Raw genomic sequence first — 18729 nt, forward strand, 5'->3', positions numbered from 1 at the left:
GCGATTGCTTGCTCCTCAAGAATTCCGGCTGCCATGGGGTCCTTTCAAGGCGAAAAGAAAAATGAGAAAACCAATTATAATACACGAATATCCGAACAGTTCACCCGTTTTTGCGTAGAACGTGGTTCCTGTACCGGGTGTAATCTCGGCGACCACGATCCCCTTGCGGAAAAGACCGAGCGAGCGGTCGATCGCGCCATCCGGACGAATTATGGCGCTGATCCCGGAATTGGCCGCCCGGACCATGGGACGGCGCTCTTCGATGGCGCGCATCCTCGCCATAGCCAGGTGCTGCCATGGAGCGACGGTGTCCCCGAACCAGGCGTCGTTCGTGACGTTGATCAGCCATCCGGCTCCCGCCAGCACGCTTTCGCGAACGAGCTCGGGGAAGACCGCCTCATAGCAGATCGAAGCGGCGGCGGCAGTATTGTCGATCATGAAGAGCGTGGGCGCCTTCCCGCGGGAGAAATCCTCCTCCCCCGCCGTGAGCTTGCTGATGAACGGCAACAGCCTGCGAAGCGGGACGTATTCTCCGAAGGGGACCAGATGGCGCTTGTCGTAACGGCCTATCGGCATCCCTCTTGAATCGACATGGAAGACGCTGTTGAAATATTTCACGCCGTCTTCGGGGCTGAACCACGGGGCCCCGAATACGATCGGGACCGAAAGGCTTCGCGCCACGTTGTCGACCCGCTGCGTTAGATCGGCCTCCCACCCGTAGAAAAACGGCGCCGCCGTCTCTGGCCAGACGACCACGCTCGCCCCGTTGGCCACGGCCTCGGACGTCAGTTGGCGATAGATGTCGATCGTCGCTTCCTGGTTGGCGGGATCCCATTTGCGGTTCTGGTCGATTCCTCCCTGGGCGATGCCGACCCGAATCGCGGGGCCGGCCGGAGCGACCGGCTGCCCCAGGCGAAAGCTCCCGTAGCAGGCCATGAAGGCCACCACGGCCATTCCGGCAAGGCCGGGCAGCACCGCTTTTCGCCACGCGCGTTCCGCCAGGCTCCTTGTTGCGACGAAGATCGCCACGTTCACGCAGACCACGAGAAAACCCAGGCCGTAGACTCCGGCCAGGTCGGCGGCCTGGCGAAGCCATGGACTGTCGGCGAGCGAGTACCCGAACAGCATCCAGGGGAAGCCGGTGAACAAATGCATCCTTGCGGTTTCGATGGCGACCCAGAAGAAGGGAAATGCCCAGAACGCCGCGGGCCCCAGCATTCGAAAACAAAAATGGTTCAGGGCGCAGACTGCCGAGATGAAACAGGCCACGAAAGCGGAGACGGCAAGCGCGCATGCCGCGCCGATCAACCACCCGAGATTCCCGGGAACGGCTACGGTCCAGGCGATCCAGTAGTAGATCGGGAGATCGGCAAGCGTGCCCAAGGCGAAGCCGAGCCTGGCGGCCGACCGGGTCGACGAGGCGGATGCCGATAGCGCCAGCAGTGGAACGAGGGCGACGAAGGGGAGAAACGGGATGCCGTAGCCGGGCATCCCGAGCGGATAGCAGAGCACGAACGCTGCCCCCAGCAGCGCATCACGACAGGCGATCCGAGCCATCAGACGACGTGCCCCGGAACGACCGCGCGATAGATCTTGAGCTCCCTGGCCCGCATCCGACGCGCCTGCTTCCTGTCTCCGACATGATCGTACCCCAGCAGGTGAAGCATGCCGTGGAGGACGAAGAAGAAGACGCGCTCTTCCTCTGTGCCTTCCCATCCGGAAGTCTGCGCCAGGCAGGTCGGGGCCGAGATCACGATATCCCCCAGGATGCGGGAAGTCTCGCCCTCGACCGGCTCTTCCTCTGGGAAGGAGATGACGTTGGTCGTTCCGGCATGCCCCATGAACCGTCCGTTCCAGCGCGCCATCTCGGGATCGCCGACGACCAGGAGTCGAAGATCGCACGCCTCCGCCTGCAGGACCTCGAGGGCGTGCAGGATCAACCGGCGCAACGCCTTCCCCGAAAAAAGGGCGGGACGAACATTTTGACGGATGCTGACCTGCATGGGCACGGTTGCGCTCATCGCGCGGGCCTCAGGATTCCTTTGCCGCTTTCGGGATAATCGACCCGGGTGTGCGAAATCGCGATCAGGACCTTGATGAATATCTGGCTGACGGCGTGGAAATCGCGCAGCGTCATGTCGCAGTCGTTCAGCTGTCCGTCGAGGTGGATCCGGTTCACCAGCCCCATCACCGTCGCTTCGATATCGGCGGCCGTCGGATTAACGAGGCTGCGCGTAGCGGCTTCCGCCGAATCTGCGAGCATGATGATGGCCGCTTCGCGGGATCGGGGCCTGGGCCCGGGGTAGCGGAAGGTCTCCTCGCTGGCGTCGGGCCCGGCCACTTGCCTTTGGGCCTTGTCGTAGAAGCAGTAGAGAACGCTCGTCCCGTGGTGCTGCTGGATGATCTCGACGATCCGTTCCCCGAGCCGATACGACTCGGCCAACCGGACCCCTTCAGAGACATGGGACAGGATGACCAGTCGACTGGCCGCCGGCGTCAGAAAATCGTGGACGTTTCCCATCCCGGCCTGGTTCTCGGAGAAATAGCCCGGCTTGCCGAGTTTGCCGACATCGTGAAAGAGGGCGGCCACCCGGCAAAGATTCGGATTGGCGCCGATGGCGGTCGCCCCCGCCTCGGCCAGCGTTCCGACGATGACGCTGTGGTGGAACGTCCCGGGCGCTTCGACCATCAGGCGCTTGAGCAGAGGATGCGCCGTGCTCGAAAGCTCGACCAGGCGGATATCGCTGGCGTACCCGAAGACGTATTCGGCGACGGGAAGGATCGCGATAGCCATCGGCCCCGAAACGATTCCGTTGATGGCGCCGAAGAAGCCCGCCCACAAGATGTCGGAGGGGCCGTGAAAGGCAAGCTCGAGCGCGACGGCGCCGAGCGCGCAGACGGGCGCCGTGAGGATGCCCGCGAGCAGCGCCCGGTAACGGTCCTGGATGCGCCCCGCCCGTGCGGCGCCGGCCGTCCCGCAAAGAAGGAGGAACAAAAGCGTCGGCCAGCGCCCGGAGGCGGCGGCGGCGGAAAGAACCGATGCGGCCACGGTGAACAGGATCGCCACTTCCGAATTGAGCAGCATCCGGACGACCATCGCGAATGCGGTCACGGGAATCAGGTAGACGTAGGCGCGGGCGGGAACATGGCGATTCCAGGCCCGGACGTCGGGGAGGACATCCATGACCGTCTTCGCGAGAAAAAAGAGAACAAGGACCAGCGAAAACAGGAGCAGGAAATCGCGCGCGGCCAGGCGGACCTTGCGAACCTCCCGCCCGGCGAAGCCGAACCATTCGGACAGGAACAGGGCGACGGCCAGCGTCAGGGAGACCGCCCCGACGAACGGGAAAAGGTGGCCGGACCGCCCCGCCGCCCGCGGCATCAGCTCCTCCCCCCAAAGGTAGAAGATCGCCGCGAACGCGGCTGCGGACAGAATGCCGATGGCCATCTCGCGGAAAAGACGCTTCCTGCGAGGTTTAGGCGATTTTTCGATTTCAGTCGGCTGAACGATTTTCATACCGCTCGTAGGCCTTGATGATTTCCTGGACGATCGGGTGGCGCACGACATCGATCTCGGTGAACCGGCAGAAACGGATTCCGGGCAGTCCCCCGAGAATTTCCAGCGCCTCGTTCAGTCCGCTGACCCGCCCGGACGGCAGGTCTGTCTGAGTGATATCGCCCGTAACAACTGCCTTCGACCCGAAACCGATCCGCGTGAGAAACATCTTCATCTGCTCCGAGGTGGTGTTCTGGGCCTCGTCCAGAATGACGAAAGCATCGTTCAGCGTGCGACCGCGCATGAACGCCAACGGGGCGACCTCGATGGTCCCGCGCTCCATCAGCTTGGAAGCCTGATCGAATTCGAGCATGGTATAGAGAGCGTCGTGGAGCGGCCGGAGATAGGGATTGACCTTTTCCGCCATATCGCCCGGCAGGAAGCCTAGCTTCTCCCCGGCTTCGACCGCAGGACGCGCGAGGACGATTCGCTTCACTTCCTTCCGCATCAGGGAACTCACGGCCATCGCCATGGCCAGGAAGGTCTTGCCTGTCCCGGCGGGGCCGACGCCGAATACGATATCTTCCGTCCGGATCGCATCGAGGTAGATCTTCTGGGCTATGCTTTTGGGGGCGATGACCACGTTCCGGGACGAACGAAAGACGACATCCTGGAACACTTCGTAGACATCGGCATTCTTGTCGTAATTGACGATCCGGATCGCCGAAGCCACGTCGTTCGACGTGACCGGGATCCCCTTCCGAAGAATCCGATAGAGCCCTTCGAGTACCTTGGTTCCCAGCTCGACCTGCAGCGGATCGCCGTGCAACGTCACCTGGTTCCCGCGCGGGACGATGACGACTCCCATAACCCGCTCGACGATCTTGAGGTGTTCGTCATGCCCCCCAAACAGGTTGGGAAGGAGCGCAGTGTCCTCGAACGTCAGGGTCGCTTCGCTTTTCTGCGTGGTCATCTTGTTCAAAAATCCCGCCTCGATTCTAGAAGAACCCGGACCAGGAGGAGAAGATCCAGGCCGAATCCGGCGAAAGAAGCGCCTGGAACAGCCAGAAGGCTGTCGCGATGCCTCCTGCGGCCCAGAGCGTCGCGCGAATCATCGCAATGCGCCGCCGGCGCCCGAGCTCCTCGCGGATGATCCCCCGCTTGTCGCCCGCTTGTGACGTATCGGGTAACGAAACTTCGATCACACCCCGGTCCAGGAGGGAATGCAGCCCCTTGATGCCTTCGAAAGCCGTGAGATACGCCCGCCTGAAGACGCGGACGGGCTCGTCCGAAAAATCGAGCGCCTTCCAGACGATCCGCTCCTCGGGTGCGAGTGCGGATGGGTCGATCTTGATCCCCTTCTTTCGGGTTACGCGAAAATCGCCCTTGGGGAACTTGTCGCGATAACGGGGGTACTCATCGAGATATTGCATCCCCTCCATCATCAGCACGTCGGGACGAACGGGGTCTCCCATGACTCCCGACGGATGGAAGGCATATCCCTCGAATCGATATTCGCCATCCTTGAGTCGAAGGACGTCGAAGACCGTTTCCTTCAGTTGAAGATTCAGGAAGCGAACCAGTGATTCCCGGGAGATCTTTTCTTTTTCGAGGAGATGCTCCCCGAGCTTCTTCCCCGACTTGAGCTGATCACCCAGTCCGCGCCGCAGCTCTTCGACCGTGATGATCCCGGCATCGGTCAGCATGCGTCCCAGCATGGCCGCAGGTTCCCGCCGGTCAGGCTGGACGTCGACAATCATTCCGTCGGAGAAATAGAACAGGGCGTCGCGTCCGTCCCCCCGGATCGCCAGAGAGCCGCTTTTGCCTTGGGAAGAGACGAGTTGGAAGATGTCGGGTATGCCGAAATCGACGATTTTCCCCTGCATCGGCTACCGCCCTCCCACGATGTTGAATCGACGCTGAAGGGAGGAAAACGACTGGAGACTCCACGCCGCTCCGAAAATCCAAAGCAGCGCCGTGATCAAGAGAAAGAAGACAAGGACCGATCTCTGAAGGGAATAGACGAGAGGATTCCCTTCGGCGCCGATCCCGAGAGAGGTCGTTACTCCGGCGAGGGAACCCGCCAGGAACAGGCCGTAAACGAACGCGCGAATTTCCTTTCCGGCCCATAGCATGCCGGCCCCGGGAACTGCCATCGAAGATAGCCGGACGAAGCGCTGGTGAAACAGGATGACCTGGACGCGCCGATCGCGCTCCTCCCCGCCCCGGATACCGCTGCCGATCTGTGCCCGGCACGGCGTGCAGATGTCCGATTCCTCCACGTTACCGATGATCATGGAGCGGGCGCCGCAGGCCCTGCAGGTGCAATTGACCCATAGCTTCATGGATGCGGCTTTCCAGACCATCGACCAAACATAGGCCATCCCGAGGAAGAACAGCGCGCCGGAGGGCGACATCGGGTGAAAGAATTTGTTGAAGACCTCGCTCTTGCCGGCATCCCGGATCAGTCCCTGGCCGCCACGGAAAAGCGCCATCCAGATCTCGCCGACGGGGAGACCGGAGGCGATCCATTCCCCTTGCTCGAATTCAGACGGGCGAAAACCGAAAGGACGCAAGTTCTGGACCCCGGACCACGCGTCGGCCTGGATCGTCCCTGCCATCTCGAGGTTGAAAGTCTGCAGATATATCTGGTAGGCGTTCCAAAGCGCGGGGGCGTAACCAGGGCGCTTGCCCCGGGCAGCCTCGAAATCTGCGAGCGCATCCTGCATCCTGCCCTGCATGGCGCGCGATATCCCCCGATTGTTGAGCACCTCCGCGGTCGCCTTGCCTGTTTCGAAGATTTCATCGAATCGGCGTTCGGCCGAAGCGGCCTTACCGGACTGCATGTCTAAACGCGCACGGGCGAAATCGAGCATCCAGGCGACATCGGCCGAAACGACCGGTGCTCCCTCGTCGGGCATGTTCAAGGGGATGTACCCTTCTCCGCCGAGCCAACCGCCTTTGTGAGTATTCCCGCCCATCCGGTCGAACGAGTAGAGAATGCCGCCCCCAAGCACGAGACTCGCCAGCATCAGAACGGAGACCGTCATGACGACCAGTTCCATCCGTCGGAGATAGACGGTCGAGAAGGCAAGCCAGATGCCCGCGGCGATGGCGAGACCGAATCCCAAGGCTACAGGCAGGATGAAAATCAGGAACGTAACGATCGGCGCAACGTACTCGCGATATGGCATTTTGAGGAGACGTTTGAGGTCGGCTTCCAGGGATGGGCGCCCACGAAGGAAAAGATTGACGGCCGCCCATGCGGAAAACCAGCAGGCCATTGCGACGAGATAGGTGACCAGCCACGCTCCATAGCCCATGAGTGCAGGGCCGAACTGGCGCACCGCGCCGGTGATTCCCGAGAAATCGAGGATCGCTTCGGGAATCCTGAAATGGAGGATATCCTCTTTGAACAGCCAGGCCCATAGCGGAACGGAAAGAGGCGCAACCTCGCCGAGGATGCGCATCGTGTCCGCGGATTGCGAATTCCATCCTTCATTCAGCGACTTCTTGAAGACGGTATCCGGGATCGTATTGATCGAAAGGATGGCTCGAGCGTGCATTCGCTTCCCGAGGATGCGGACCTCGGACTTGAGCTGCGCTTCCTGCCCCGGTTTCGCGGCCGCGACGACTTTTTCCGCGTTTTGACGGATATCGGGGGGATAGCCCTTGAAATTGCCGCCTTCCTGCCCCGCCTCGGCTATCCCGGATGCAAGACACGTCGACATGATCGACACGAACAGGACAAACCGTATGGCGGATTGGAACGAACGGGTTATCATCGGTTAGATGTTACCACCATTTCAAGGAAAACGACTCATGCAGGAATTCGACGATCTCGTAGCCATCATGGCCCGCCTTCGATCCGATAACGGATGCGAATGGGACCGGATCCAGACCCACGATTCTTTGCGCCAATATCTTCTCGAAGAGACACACGAAGTCGTCGAGGCCATCACGCACGGAAGTCCGGAACATCTGTGTGAAGAGCTCGGCGATCTGGTTCTTCAGGTCCTTTTCCATGCCAGGATCGCCGAAGAGGCGGGGCAGTTCGATATTTCCGACGTCCTTCGCGCTATCTCCGAAAAAATGATCCGGCGTCATCCGCACGTTTTCGGCACCGCCGTGGCCGACACCCCCGAGGCCGTCGCCCGCCAATGGGAACATATCAAGAAGACGGTCGAGAACCGGACCCACGATTCCCTGATCGACGGAATTCCCCGGGGCTTTCCGGCATTGCTTCGGGCGGCCAAGGTCTCCCGGAAGGTCGCACGGGCCGGGTTCGACTGGTCCAGCACCGAACATGTCATGGAAAAAGTCGACGAAGAGCTTAACGAGCTGAAAACGGCGATTTCCGAGGGGGATCCCACCGCTATCGAGCACGAGCTGGGCGATGTGTTCCTCGCGCTGGTCAATCTCGGTCGATTTATCGATGTCCAGCCGGAAACTGCCGTCATGAAAGCCAACAGCAGGTTCGAGAAACGGTTTCGCACTTTGGAGATAATCGCAATGGAATCAGGCATATCGATCGATAACGCCGATATGGGGACGCTCGATCGTCTTTGGATCGAAGCGAAGAAAAGGGTGGGTTGATCTTCTCCCTGCTTTCTCCACACCACCTGTGGACAGGTTGTGGATTCCTTTGTGGACAATCGAAAACCACCACGCAAACTGAGCAGGTTGAGCACATTGCCTTATTATTGGGCAACCGAAAGGAGCCGGACGTCGGTCGCCCGGCGCGACCGAAACCGGGATGAAATTCCTTTGACAAGAAGGCCGGGATAGAGTCTAATACGTGTTTAATCGAAAATTTTCTTTCGTTTCAGGAGGCACGAATTGGCCAAGAGGTTGAAATCCGGAATCAAGCGTCACAAGCAGAGTCTCAAGCGGCGTATCAGAAATCGCCACGTCCGGTCCACAGTCAAGAGCGCAGTGAAGGAAGTCCGTACCGCCATCGCCGAAAACAACGTTGAGACCGCGAATGGCGCGCTCTCTGCCGCGTCTTCCGAATTGACCCGGGCCGCCAAGAAAGGCGTCCTCCATCGCAAGACCGCTTCCCGCAAGATCGGCCGCCTCGCCAAGGCGGTCCACAAGGCTTCTTCCGCCAAATAGCCCTGCTGCTTCCCTAGCGGAGCAGCTTCAACAGCTGAATTTCGACCACCTGTTCGGGGGAGAGTTCGCTCTCCCCCTTTATTCCCCGGTCAATCGCCCCCAAAGCATCGATCAGTGCTCCCGCGCGTTCAGGCGACATCCTTCCCCCCGATGCCCTGACCTTCCAGGATACGGCCCCCAGCAGCTTGAAATACTCGTCCTTTTCCGCCGCCTTCGAAAACCTCCGGAACATCGGGATGACCTGGTCCATCTTTCCCGCGATCAACGCCTCGGCGAACTTGAACGGGTCCATCTCGAATCCGCCGGCGACGCAAATTTCACGGATCTCGTCTTCGCCGATCTCTTTCCCTTTTTCGACGGTCGCCAGCAGCTTCCGGATCTCTTCCTTGAGTCGCGGAAAATCGAGTCCGATCCACCGGGCGAGAAAAGCGGCCGCCTGAGGGGTGACCTTCCCGCCGGCGTCGCGAATCACGGACGCGGCAAATGCGGACATGGCCGATTCCGCCTGGTCGGTCCGGAGCGAGACGGACTTGACGCCCTTGATCGTCGAGATGGGATCTTTCTTTGAGCACGGGATGAAAAGCGTGACCTGCGGTGTCGGCCCCTTGAGATATTCGGCGATCTCCTCGCGAGGGCCTTTCTTGAGGTCTGCAAGATCGGGCAGGATGAAAAGGCGATATTTTGCGAAAAAGGATGGGGTGCGCCAATCGAAGACGACGGTGTCGCGCTCCATGTCGATCGGCGTCAGATGGGTCATCTCCGCGGATTGGGCTTCATGCTTCAGCCGTGCGCTCCAGCTTTCGGCCAGCATCTCGGTCAACCCGGCGGCATCCCCCGTCAGGACGAAAGCCGGAGGAGGGTCCCCTTCCAGCAGCTCGCGGAATACGGATGCGGTCGTTGCCTTGCTCAAAGGACCATCCGCAGCGTCTTTCCGAGGCGCCCCGCAAGACGGCGGCATGCGTCTTCTAGCGCCATCCTGCGGTTGGATTCCGTGTACTGGAAGTCGCGCCCGGCAAAATAGGTGGCGCTTTCGGAGACCGACTCGTCCTTCAGCAGGACGCGGGCCTTTGATACCTCGACGACCCGGATGTCGACCACGAGCGTCAGGGCGTGTTCGAGCGAAAACCCTTCGGCCCCATGCGTGACGACGTCCTCCCTGACATCTCTGACTTTCCCTTCCACCAGGAAATCGGCGCCCGCCCGTTCGAAAGTCCCGCGAAAACCGTTCCGGCGCAGTTCTTCTCGAAGTCGCGTCGCCATGAGGGCACCGGCATCGGAATCGAACGAGAGATTCTGGAACGGCTCGAGGGAGATTCGAATCCCCGGATCGGTAAAGCGGGCTTGATGCGCGGTCTGAAGTTGGTACCCGCAACCGGCCAGAAGAAGGGCCATCGCCGGGACCAAGACAAGTTTGAAGCAGGCGCGATACCGGGAGCCCATCCCGTCAGACCACGATGCTCACGAGCTTCCGGGGCACATACACGAGTTTCCGGACCGTCTTGCCCTCGAGATATTCGAGGATTTTCGGATCGGCCAACGCAGCTGAACGGATCGTCTCTTCGTCGGCATCGGGAGCGACGACCAGTTTTGATCGAAGCCTACCGTTGACCTGGATAACGACTTCGATCTGCTCCTCGCGCGCGGCTTCAACGTCGACGTCGGGCCAACGTCGGGTGCAGAGCAGGTCGTCCTGCCCGATCCGCGACCAGAGTTCTTCGGCCAGGTGGGGCGCAAAAGGGGAAAGCATCAGCAGCAGCGTCTCGATCGCCTCCTTCAAGGCCGAAGCTGTCGCGCCGCCTTCCCAGTCGGTTTCGGGGACCAGGTAGAGGAAGTTGACCATTTCCATGATGGCGGAAATGGCGGTATTGAAGTGAGACCGGTCTTCGATATCGGCTGTAACCTTCTTGAGCGTCCGGTGGGTGACCGAGCGGATCGGACGCGCTTCCTCCCCGGCCGCGTCGACCGCGACCGCGGAGCGGATGGTTTCTTCGTGCTGGACGACCAGACGATAGACCCGGTTGAGGAACCGGAACGAACCCTCCACGCCCTGCTCGCTCCAGTCGAGGTCCTTTTCGGGAGGAGCGGCGAACAGCGAGAACAGGCGCGCCGTATCGGCGCCGTATCGCTCGACGAGCGTCGATGGTTCCACGACGTTTCGCTTCGACTTCGACATCTTGACCGAACGGCCGACCGAGCATTTCTCGCCGCACTGGACGCAGTTGCCGTTTGGGTCGACCTCCTCGGGATAGCGCCACCCGTGCTTCGGGCACTCGGTGGTGGCCATGCAGACCATTCCCTGGGAAAGGAGCCGGAGGAACGGCTCGTTGCCGGGGGTGAGACCCTTGTCGCGCAGGAACTTGTGGAAGAAGCGCGCGTAGATCAGGTGCATGCAGGCGTGTTCGACGCCGCCCACGTACTGATCGACGCACATCCATTTCGCCGTCTTGGCGGGATCGAGCGGCTGGTCCTGGTTCTTGGGATCGATATAGCGCAGGAAATACCAGCTCGATTCCATGAAGGTATCGAAGGTGTCGGTTTCCCGGCGCGCCGGCTTCCCGCACGCGGGGCACGGGACGCGGACCCAGTCTTCGACTGCGACCAGGGGGTTTCCGCGTTCGCGCGAATAGGCGATGTCCTCGGGAAGGACGACCGGGAGATCCTTTTCGGGAACGGGGACGATGCCGCACGATTCGCAGTGGATGACCGGGATCGGGGCTCCCCAGTAACGCTGGCGGCTGATTCCCCAGTCCCGGAGCCGATACTGGACCTTGCCGCGTCCCATCCCGTTGGACGCGATATGGTCGATGACCGCCTTCTTCCCGGCCTCGTTGGGCGTTCCGGAGAATATGCCCGAGTCGACCATGCTTCCGGTCCCGACGTACGCCTCGGTCAGCGCCTCGGCGCCGGCGGGAGAATCTTTGGGCCGGATGACGATCTTGACCGGGAGGTCGTATTTCCGGGCGAATTCGAAATCGCGCTGGTCGTGGGCCGGAACCGCCATCACTGCGCCGGTCCCGTATTCGTAGAGGACGAAGTTTGCGGCGAAGACCGGGACCTTGCCGCCGGTCAACGGGTTGATGCAATATCCGCCGGTAAAGACTCCCTCTTTCTCGAACTCGTCGGCGGTGCGGTCGATCTTATCGATGCGGGAAACCTTCTCGACGAAGGCGGCGACCTCGGCCTCCCGGCCTGACCTCCGGGCGAATTCCATGACCAGCGGATGCTCGGGCGCCATGCTCATGAAGGTGACGCCGTAAACCGTGTCGGGCCGCGTCGTGAACACGGTGAGTTTTCCGTCGGACCCATCGATCGGGAAATCGATCTCGGCGCCCTCGCTCCGGCCGATCCAGTTGCGCTGCATCTCGAGGATGTTCTCTGGCCAGCCGCCCTTGAGTTCTTCGTGTCCGGACAGCAGCTCCTCGACATATTGCGTGGTCCCGATGAACCACTGGTCGAGATCGCGCTGTGTGACGCGCACCTGATCGTGGATGAAGCAGGTGCCGTCCCGGTTGACCTGCTCGTTGGCAAGCACGGTCTGGCACTCGTCGCACCAGTTGAGTTGGGCGCGTTTGCGGTAAGCCAGCCCGTCCTTGAGCATCCAGAGGAAGAAGAGCTGCTCCCATCGGTAATATTCGGGCGAACAGGTCGCGAACTCGCGGTCCCAGTCGTAGGAGAAGCCGAGCTGCTTCAGCTGGCCTCGCATGAAGGCGATGTTTTCCCAGGTCCACTTGGCGGGATGCACCCCATGGCGGACGGCGGCATTCTCGGCGGGAAGACCGAAGGCGTCCCAACCGATCGGGTGGAGCACCTGGAACCCGCGCATGCGCTTGAACCGCGCGATAAGGTCGCCGATCGTGTAGACCCGGACGTGCCCCATGTGGATGCGGCCGGACGGGTACGGGAACATTTCGAGGCAGTAGAATTTGGGGGATCCGGGCTCATCGGGACAACGGAATACGCCTGCTTCCTCCCATCGCTTCTGCCATCGGGATTCGATCGCCTGCGGCTGATATCTCATGCCTGGCCTTTCTTTTTCCGGGAGATCTCGGAGATCCTGTCGAGGATGCCGTTGATGAATCCGCCGGACTCGACCGAACCGAACCGCTTCGCGAGCTCGACGGCTTCGTTGATCGCAACGACGAACGGGACGTCGGAGGAATGGCAGATTTCGAATGTGCCGAGTCGCAGGATGTTCCGGTCGACCAGCGCCATGCGCTCGATGCGCCAGTTGGCGGCAACCGAAGAGATCATCAGATCGATCTCCTCGAGGTGGTCGAACACCCCCTCGACCGTCCCTCTATAGTAGGCCTCGTCGGAGGGGGGGGTGTCGGAGGTCATAGCGTAAAGCGGGATCGCCTTTTCGGGCGGTATCCCGAGGACATCCATCATGAAGAGCGTCTGAAAAACCTTTTCTCGCGATTCTTTCCGCACGTCTGCTCTTTTCTGTCCCGGCCTAAAGGTTCCGGAGAAGGTTGGCCATCTCGATGGCTGAAAGGGCCGCCTCGGCGCCCTTGTTGCCGGCCTTGGTCCCGGCTCGTTCAATGGCCTGCTCGACCGAATCGGTGGTCAGGACGCCATAAGATACGGGGATACCCGAATCGAGCATCACCATGGCCACGCCCTTCGTCACCTCGGCGCTGAGATAATCGAAATGAGGGGTGCCGCCGCGGATCAGCGCACCGAGGGCGATGACCGCGTCGATGTCGCCCGTTGCGGCCTTCCGGACGCCCAGCGGAACCTCGAAGGCGCCCGGGACCTTGATGACGGCGATATCCTTTTCTTCGACTCCGTGCCGCACCAAGGCGTCGAGCGCACCTTCCAGCAGCCGGTCGGTGATGAAGCTGTTGAAGCGGGAAACCACGATGTTGAATTTCAGCCCTTTTCCCTGAAGGTCGCCCTCGATCGTCCGGATCATCGTATCCCCCCTATTCGACATGCAGAATGTGCCCCATTTTCTTTTTCTTGGTCCTGAGGTATTTCACGTTGTCTTCCGTAGGCGCTGTCTCGATGGGAACGCGTTCGATCATCCGGATGCCATACCCTTCGAGACCGATGATCTTCTTGGGGTTGTTCGTCAGCAGCCGCATGTCGCGAACGCCGAGATCGACCAGAATCTGTGCGCCGACGCCGTAGTCGCGCAGGTCGGGCTTGAATCCGAGCCGCTCGTTGGCCTCGACCGTGTCGAAGCCCTTGTCCTGCAGCGCGTAAGCCTGGATCTTGTTCGCAAGCCCGATGCCGCGCCCTTCCTGCCGCATGTACAGGAGGATTCCAGTTCCCTCCGCCTCGATCCGCTTGAGCGATTTCTGGAGCTGTTCCCCGCAGTCGCAGCGGAGGGAGCCGAAGACGTCGCCGGTCATGCATTCGCTGTGGACCCGGACAAGAACGGGCTGGGTCGAGTCGATGACGCCCTTGACCAACGCGATATGCGTTTCTCCCGTGACATTGTCCTGGTATGCGATCGCCTTGAAATCGCCGCCAACCCTCAGCGGAAGCCCTGTCTCCCCGGCCCTGGTGATGATGCGCTCGTGCTTCATGCGGTATGCGATGAGATCCTTGACGGAAACGATCTTGAGCCCATGTTCCGCCGCGAAGATCTCGAGGTCGGGCAACCGCGCCATCGAGCCGTCCTCATTCATGATCTCGCAGATGACGCCGGCCTCGGTGAGTCCCGCCAGTCGGGCAAGATCGACCGACCCTTCCGTCTGGCCGGTCCGGACGAGGACGCCGCCGTTCCGGGCGATCAGCGGGAAGACGTGGCCGGGGCGGACGAGATCCTCGGGCTTGGCTTCCTGGGCGATGGCCGTGCGGATGGTCGTGGAGCGGTCGTAAGCCGAGATTCCGGTCGTGACCCCGCGACGGGCCTCGATGGAAACGGTGAATGCGGTCCCGAACGGCGATGAGTTGTCATGCACCATTGGGGGAAGCTGCAACTGCTTCGCCTTGGTTTCGCTGATGCTGAGGCAGATCAGCCCCCGGCCGTAGCGCGCCATGAAATTGATCGCTTCCGGAGTCACGAACTCGGCTGCGAGGGTGAGATCGCCCTCGTTCTCGCGGTCCTCGTCATCAACGAGGATGACCATTTTTCCGGCCCGGATATCTTCGATCGCTTCTTCGATCAGTGACAATGTCATCGATAGAGCCCCTTTTCAGGCAAACCCGTGTTCCTTCAGAAAGTCGATGGAGACGCCGCCCTCGTCGCGCCCCATGAGCTTGTGGACATATTTGCCGATGATGTCGGTTTCGATATTGACCGGGTCTCCCGGCGAAAGGATCCCGAAGGTGGTCCACTCGAGCGTCAGCGGGATGAGCGCAACCTCAAAAGCCCCGGGGAGGACGGCACTGATCGTGAGGGAAACGCCGTCCACCGCGACCGATCCCTTGAAAACCAGGTATTTCATTATATTGGCATCGGCGCGGATATGGAATACCCGGCCGTCGCCGACCGATCTGGATTCCCGCACGGTGCCTGTTCCGTCGACGTGTCCGTAGACGAAGTGTCCCCCAAGGCGGCCGCCGACCGGCATCGCCCGTTCGAGATTCACCCGCTCGCCCGGCTTTTTTTTCGACAGCGTCGTCCGGTCGAGCGTCTCGGCCGATACGTCGGCCGTGAACCGGCCTGCCCCTTTCGAGGTCACCGTAAGGCACGCGCCCGACACCGCGATCGAGTCCCCTTCCGCGATCTCGGACATCGGCAAGGCGGTGGACACGCAGATCAGGGCGCCCGCGCCATGCTTTTCAAGCGTCAGGACCGTTCCGACATTTTCGATCAGGCCGGTGAACATCACGCCCTCCCTGGAAGTCGGGATTCGACCATCGGCAGCGATTCGATCATCACATCGTCCCCCATCCTGCGGACCCTGGAGATGGCGAAACGACGGCCCTCGGCCGGGGTGCTCGCCGCCCAGCCCGATACGGACCGGACGGCTTCCCCGAACATGACGGGAGCATAAAACATGACGAGTCGATCGACGGCGGAATCGCCCAGAAACATCCCAGCCGTTTTTCCCCCGCCTTCGACCAACAGGGTCGTGATTTCCTTTTTCGCGAGCTCGGCCAGGATATCGGCCGATCGGATGCTACCGGCGGGCGCGGGAAGAACGATCACGGATGCGCCTTTCGACCGGATCGCTTCGACGGCCCCTTTCGAAGTCTCGTCCGGCACGATGACGATATTCCGGTCGCTGTCTTCGGAAAACATCCGCAGGGGGAGGAGCGCGTCGGGGCGCGAGGTCACGACGATCCTGACCGGGTCGCGGCCGCCTTTTACGCGGCTGGTGAGCAGCGGGTCGTCCTGGATCGCGGTATTTCCGCCGACAAGCACGGCATCGCACTCGGAGCGCATCCGGTGAACCTGCATGCGGGACCGTTCGCCCGTGACCCATCGGGACTCGCCGGTGGCCCCGGCGATCTGGCCATCGAAGGAGACCGCCAGTTTCAATGTCACATGGGGGATCCGTTTGACGATCCAGTGGACCCAGCCGCGATTAATCTCGCGCGCCTCCTTTTCCATCAGGCCGGTCGAGAGCTCGACGCCCGCCATGCGCAAGGCACTGAAACCGGAACCGGACACCAGGGGGTTGGGATCTTCCATGGCGGCGCAGACGCGCCGGATGCCGGCATTGAGAATCGCGTCGACGCACGGCCCGGTTCGTCCCGCGTGTGCGCACGGTTCGAGCGTCACGTAAAGGTCGGCTCCGCGCGCAAGCGGTCCGGCGGCTGCAATGGCTTCGATCTCGGCATGGGGCATCCCGGCCGCATGGTGCCAACCGGAACCGACGATAACCCCGTCCCTGGCGAGAATCGCGCCCACGGCCGGGTTCGGAGATGTCCTCCCTATCCCTTTTCTGGCAAGACGAAGCGCCTGCCGCATATGCGAAGGGTTCGGGAACAAGGGACCCTTTAGCGACGGGTTTTTCTGTCGGAGGATTCGGTGATGAGCGCCCTGATCTCGTCGACGAACTGGTTGGCGTCCTTGAACTGACGATAGACCGACGCGAACCGGACGTAGGCCACATCGTCGATCTTGAGCAGCTCGGACATCACGCGCTCGCCGATCGAGACGGAATCGATTTCCTTTTCGCCGGAGGCCTGAAGCTCGGATTGCAGCGAGTCTACGACCTTTTCGATCGCGGCGTAGCCGACGGGCCGCTTTTCGCACGCTTTCATGATGCCGTTGAAGATCTTCTGGCGGTCGAACGGCTCGCGTCGCCCGTCGCGCTTTACGACGAGCGGGAACTCTTCCTCGACGCGTTCATAAGTGGTGAACCGGTTCCTGCAGGCGAGGCATTCCCTGCGCCGGCGGATGACATCGGCGTCTTTTCCCGTGCGGGAATCGACGACCTTGTTGTCGATGTGACCGCATAACGGGCATTTCAAGGAGCGGGCTCCACCATCCTGACGAGCTCCATCCCGACCTCCTCGAGCATCTCGCCTGCCAGGACATCGGAGTATCCGTCGAGATAGACGATGCGCCGGACCCCGGCATTGATCAGCATCTTCGCGCAGATGATGCACGGGAGATTGGTGCAGTAAAGCGATGCGCCCTTGATGGAAACACCGTGCAAAGCTGCCTGAAGGATCGCGTTCTGCTCGGCATGGAGCCCGCGGCAAAGCTCGTGGCGCTCTCCCGACGGGACGTGGAGCTTCTCGCGAAGGCACCCGGACACCTCACAGTGCGTGACGCCGGTCGGGACCCCGTTGTATCCGGTCGACAAGAGCCGGCGATCCTTGACGAGGACGGCCCCGACCGCCCTCCTGAGGCAGGACGACCGGGAGGAGGCCAGCTTGGCCATCGACATGAAGTAGGTGTCCCAGTCGGGGCGGGCGTGTGCCACGGCTAAGCCTGTGCGTACTCGGCGAGTCGGCCGGGGTAGAGGGGAAACGCATCGCAGAGCGCTCGGACTTCGGCGGAGACGCGGGACGCAACGACGGCATCTCCGGGCGCTGAAAGGATGTCGGCGATCATTTCGCCTACCCTGGACAGTTCGGCTTCCTTCATTCCGCGCGTGGACAGCGCGGGCGTCCCGATCCGGACCCCGCTCGTGACGAACGGGCTGCGAGTCTCGAAGGGCACCGTGTTCTTGTTGACGGTGATCCCGACGTGCTCAAGAGCGGCTTCCGCGTCCTTGCCGGTCAGCTCCCGTTCCTTGAGGTTGACAAGCATGAGATGGTTGTCGGTCCCGCCGGACACGAGCCGGAAGCCGCGCGCCATCAGCGTGGCGGCCATGGCTGCGGCATTCTTGACGACCTGCTGCTGGTACACCTTGAACTCCGGCGTCATCGCCTCCTTGAGCGCCACCGCCTTGGCTGCGATCACGTGCATCAGCGGGCCGCCCTGGATTCCCGGGAAGATGGAAGAGTTCAGCTTTTTCGCCATTTCTTCTCGGCACATGATCATGCCGGACCGGGGGCCGCGCAGCGTCTTGTGCGTCGTCGTCGTGACGAATTCGGCGTAAGGGACGGGACTCGGGTGAATGCCGGCCGCGACCAGACCCGCGATGTGGGCGATGTCGACCATGATCATCGCCCCGACTTCGTCGGCGATCTTGCGGAATGCGGGAAAATCGATGGTCCGCGGATATGCGGATGCGCCGACCACGATCATCTTGGGGTTGTGGGCCTTCGCGAGATCGCGTACCTGATCGTAATCGATAGTCTCGGTGTCTTCCCGGACGCCGTAGGGGACCACGTTGTAGAGCTTCCCGGAGAAGTTGACCGGGCTGCCGTGGGTCAGGTGGCCGCCGTGGGAAAGGTTCATCCCCAGGATCGTGTCACCCGGGGAGAGGACGGACATGTAGACGGCCATGTTGGCCTGGGATCCGGAGTGGGGCTGGACGTTGACGTGGTCGGCGCCGAAAATCTTCTTCGCCCGCGCGATCGCCAGCTCCTCGGCCTGGTCGACGAATTCGCAACCGCCGTAATACCGCTTTCCGGGGTAGCCCTCGGCATACTTGTTGGTCAAGGTGGACCCGGTCGCCTCAAGGACGGCCTCGCTCACGAAATTTTCGGATGCGATCAGCTCGAGCTTGTAGGACTGTCGCTCGGTTTCGCGGCGGATGATGTCGTAAATTTCGGGGTCGACCGTCTTGAGGAAGGACATGCTGCGGATCTCCTTGGTT

General features: G+C 61.5%; 19 protein-coding genes. 2 read left to right on the forward strand and 17 right to left on the reverse strand.

The window, feature by feature from the left end:
• Window positions 1-15 precede the first annotated feature (15 nt).
• From lnt to VGK27_12185, 6 genes are read right to left on the reverse strand one after another with little or no spacing between them, the layout of a single operon-like run.
• Entirely contained in the window at window positions 16-1557 is a 1542-nt protein-coding gene (lnt, locus tag VGK27_12160) for an apolipoprotein N-acyltransferase (protein ID HEY3490858.1), read from the reverse strand.
• Window positions 1557-2021: an rRNA maturation RNase YbeY gene (ybeY, locus tag VGK27_12165; GenBank protein HEY3490859.1), complete on the reverse strand. Its 465-nt coding sequence runs from the start codon at window positions 2019-2021 to the stop codon at window positions 1557-1559. The genes lnt and ybeY overlap by 1 nt, the downstream gene beginning before the upstream one ends.
• Complete coding sequence (locus VGK27_12170; GenBank protein ID HEY3490860.1) at window positions 2018-3448, reverse strand: HDIG domain-containing protein; 1431 nt, start codon at window positions 3446-3448, stop codon at window positions 2018-2020. The genes ybeY and VGK27_12170 overlap by 4 nt, the downstream gene beginning before the upstream one ends.
• A 46-nt stretch (window positions 3449-3494) precedes the next feature.
• Window positions 3495-4469, reverse strand: coding sequence for a PhoH family protein (locus VGK27_12175; protein ID HEY3490861.1), 975 nt, complete (start codon window positions 4467-4469; stop codon window positions 3495-3497).
• Window positions 4470-4494: 25 nt separating this feature from the next.
• The gene (locus VGK27_12180) at window positions 4495-5382 is read right to left on the reverse strand and encodes a DUF4388 domain-containing protein (protein ID HEY3490862.1); all 888 of its coding nucleotides are present in this window, start codon (window positions 5380-5382) and stop codon (window positions 4495-4497) included.
• A gap of 3 nt (window positions 5383-5385) precedes the next feature.
• Window positions 5386-7281, reverse strand: a complete 1896-nt coding sequence (locus VGK27_12185; GenBank protein ID HEY3490863.1) for a tetratricopeptide repeat protein — start codon at window positions 7279-7281, stop codon at window positions 5386-5388.
• A gap of 37 nt (window positions 7282-7318) precedes the next feature.
• Between VGK27_12185 and mazG the strand changes: the two genes are divergently transcribed.
• Both mazG and rpsT read left to right on the forward strand, forming a co-directional pair.
• Window positions 7319-8092 carry a nucleoside triphosphate pyrophosphohydrolase gene (gene mazG / locus VGK27_12190; GenBank protein ID HEY3490864.1) on the forward strand — a complete coding sequence of 258 codons (774 nt, stop codon included), beginning with the start codon at window positions 7319-7321 and terminating at the stop codon, window positions 8090-8092.
• A 243-nt stretch (window positions 8093-8335) separates the two neighbouring features.
• Complete coding sequence (rpsT, locus tag VGK27_12195; protein HEY3490865.1) at window positions 8336-8611, forward strand: 30S ribosomal protein S20; 276 nt, start codon at window positions 8336-8338, stop codon at window positions 8609-8611.
• A 13-nt stretch (window positions 8612-8624) separates the two neighbouring features.
• Here the strand turns inward: rpsT and VGK27_12200 are convergent, their stop codons facing one another.
• From VGK27_12200 to glyA, 11 genes are read right to left on the reverse strand one after another with little or no spacing between them, the layout of a single operon-like run.
• The gene (locus VGK27_12200) at window positions 8625-9521 is read right to left on the reverse strand and encodes a hypothetical protein (GenBank protein ID HEY3490866.1); all 897 of its coding nucleotides are present in this window, start codon (window positions 9519-9521) and stop codon (window positions 8625-8627) included.
• Window positions 9518-10003 carry an LPS assembly lipoprotein LptE gene (lptE, locus tag VGK27_12205; protein ID HEY3490867.1) on the reverse strand — a complete coding sequence of 162 codons (486 nt, stop codon included), beginning with the start codon at window positions 10001-10003 and terminating at the stop codon, window positions 9518-9520. Before lptE ends, VGK27_12200 begins: the two co-directional genes overlap by 4 nt.
• Window positions 10004-10055: 52 nt before the next feature.
• A complete protein-coding gene (gene leuS / locus VGK27_12210) occupies window positions 10056-12629 on the reverse strand; it encodes a leucine--tRNA ligase (protein ID HEY3490868.1) in 2574 nt (857 codons plus the stop codon).
• The gene (gene nusB, locus VGK27_12215; protein ID HEY3490869.1) at window positions 12626-13042 is read right to left on the reverse strand and encodes a transcription antitermination factor NusB; all 417 of its coding nucleotides are present in this window, start codon (window positions 13040-13042) and stop codon (window positions 12626-12628) included. The genes leuS and nusB overlap by 4 nt, the downstream gene beginning before the upstream one ends.
• Window positions 13043-13064: 22 nt before the next feature.
• Window positions 13065-13526: a 6,7-dimethyl-8-ribityllumazine synthase gene (gene ribE, locus VGK27_12220; GenBank protein ID HEY3490870.1), complete on the reverse strand. Its 462-nt coding sequence runs from the start codon at window positions 13524-13526 to the stop codon at window positions 13065-13067.
• 10 nt (window positions 13527-13536) lie between these two features.
• On the reverse strand, window positions 13537-14742 hold the full coding sequence (locus VGK27_12225; GenBank protein ID HEY3490871.1) for a bifunctional 3,4-dihydroxy-2-butanone-4-phosphate synthase/GTP cyclohydrolase II: 1206 nt from the start codon (window positions 14740-14742) through the stop codon (window positions 13537-13539).
• A 15-nt stretch (window positions 14743-14757) separates the two neighbouring features.
• Window positions 14758-15393 carry a riboflavin synthase gene (locus VGK27_12230; GenBank protein ID HEY3490872.1) on the reverse strand — a complete coding sequence of 212 codons (636 nt, stop codon included), beginning with the start codon at window positions 15391-15393 and terminating at the stop codon, window positions 14758-14760.
• Window positions 15393-16481: a bifunctional diaminohydroxyphosphoribosylaminopyrimidine deaminase/5-amino-6-(5-phosphoribosylamino)uracil reductase RibD gene (ribD, locus tag VGK27_12235; GenBank protein HEY3490873.1), complete on the reverse strand. Its 1089-nt coding sequence runs from the start codon at window positions 16479-16481 to the stop codon at window positions 15393-15395. Before ribD ends, VGK27_12230 begins: the two co-directional genes overlap by 1 nt.
• 29 nt (window positions 16482-16510) lie before the next feature.
• Complete coding sequence (nrdR, locus tag VGK27_12240) at window positions 16511-16987, reverse strand: transcriptional regulator NrdR (GenBank protein ID HEY3490874.1); 477 nt, start codon at window positions 16985-16987, stop codon at window positions 16511-16513.
• Window positions 16984-17445 carry a dCMP deaminase family protein gene (locus tag VGK27_12245; protein HEY3490875.1) on the reverse strand — a complete coding sequence of 154 codons (462 nt, stop codon included), beginning with the start codon at window positions 17443-17445 and terminating at the stop codon, window positions 16984-16986. Before VGK27_12245 ends, nrdR begins: the two co-directional genes overlap by 4 nt.
• Before the next feature lie 2 nt (window positions 17446-17447).
• Window positions 17448-18710, reverse strand: a complete 1263-nt coding sequence (gene glyA / locus VGK27_12250; protein HEY3490876.1) for a serine hydroxymethyltransferase — start codon at window positions 18708-18710, stop codon at window positions 17448-17450.
• Window positions 18711-18729 lie beyond the last annotated feature (19 nt).

Source organism: Candidatus Deferrimicrobiaceae bacterium (assembly GCA_036504035.1).
Taxonomy (GTDB): domain Bacteria; phylum Desulfobacterota; class Deferrimicrobia; order Deferrimicrobiales; family Deferrimicrobiaceae; genus JANXPS01.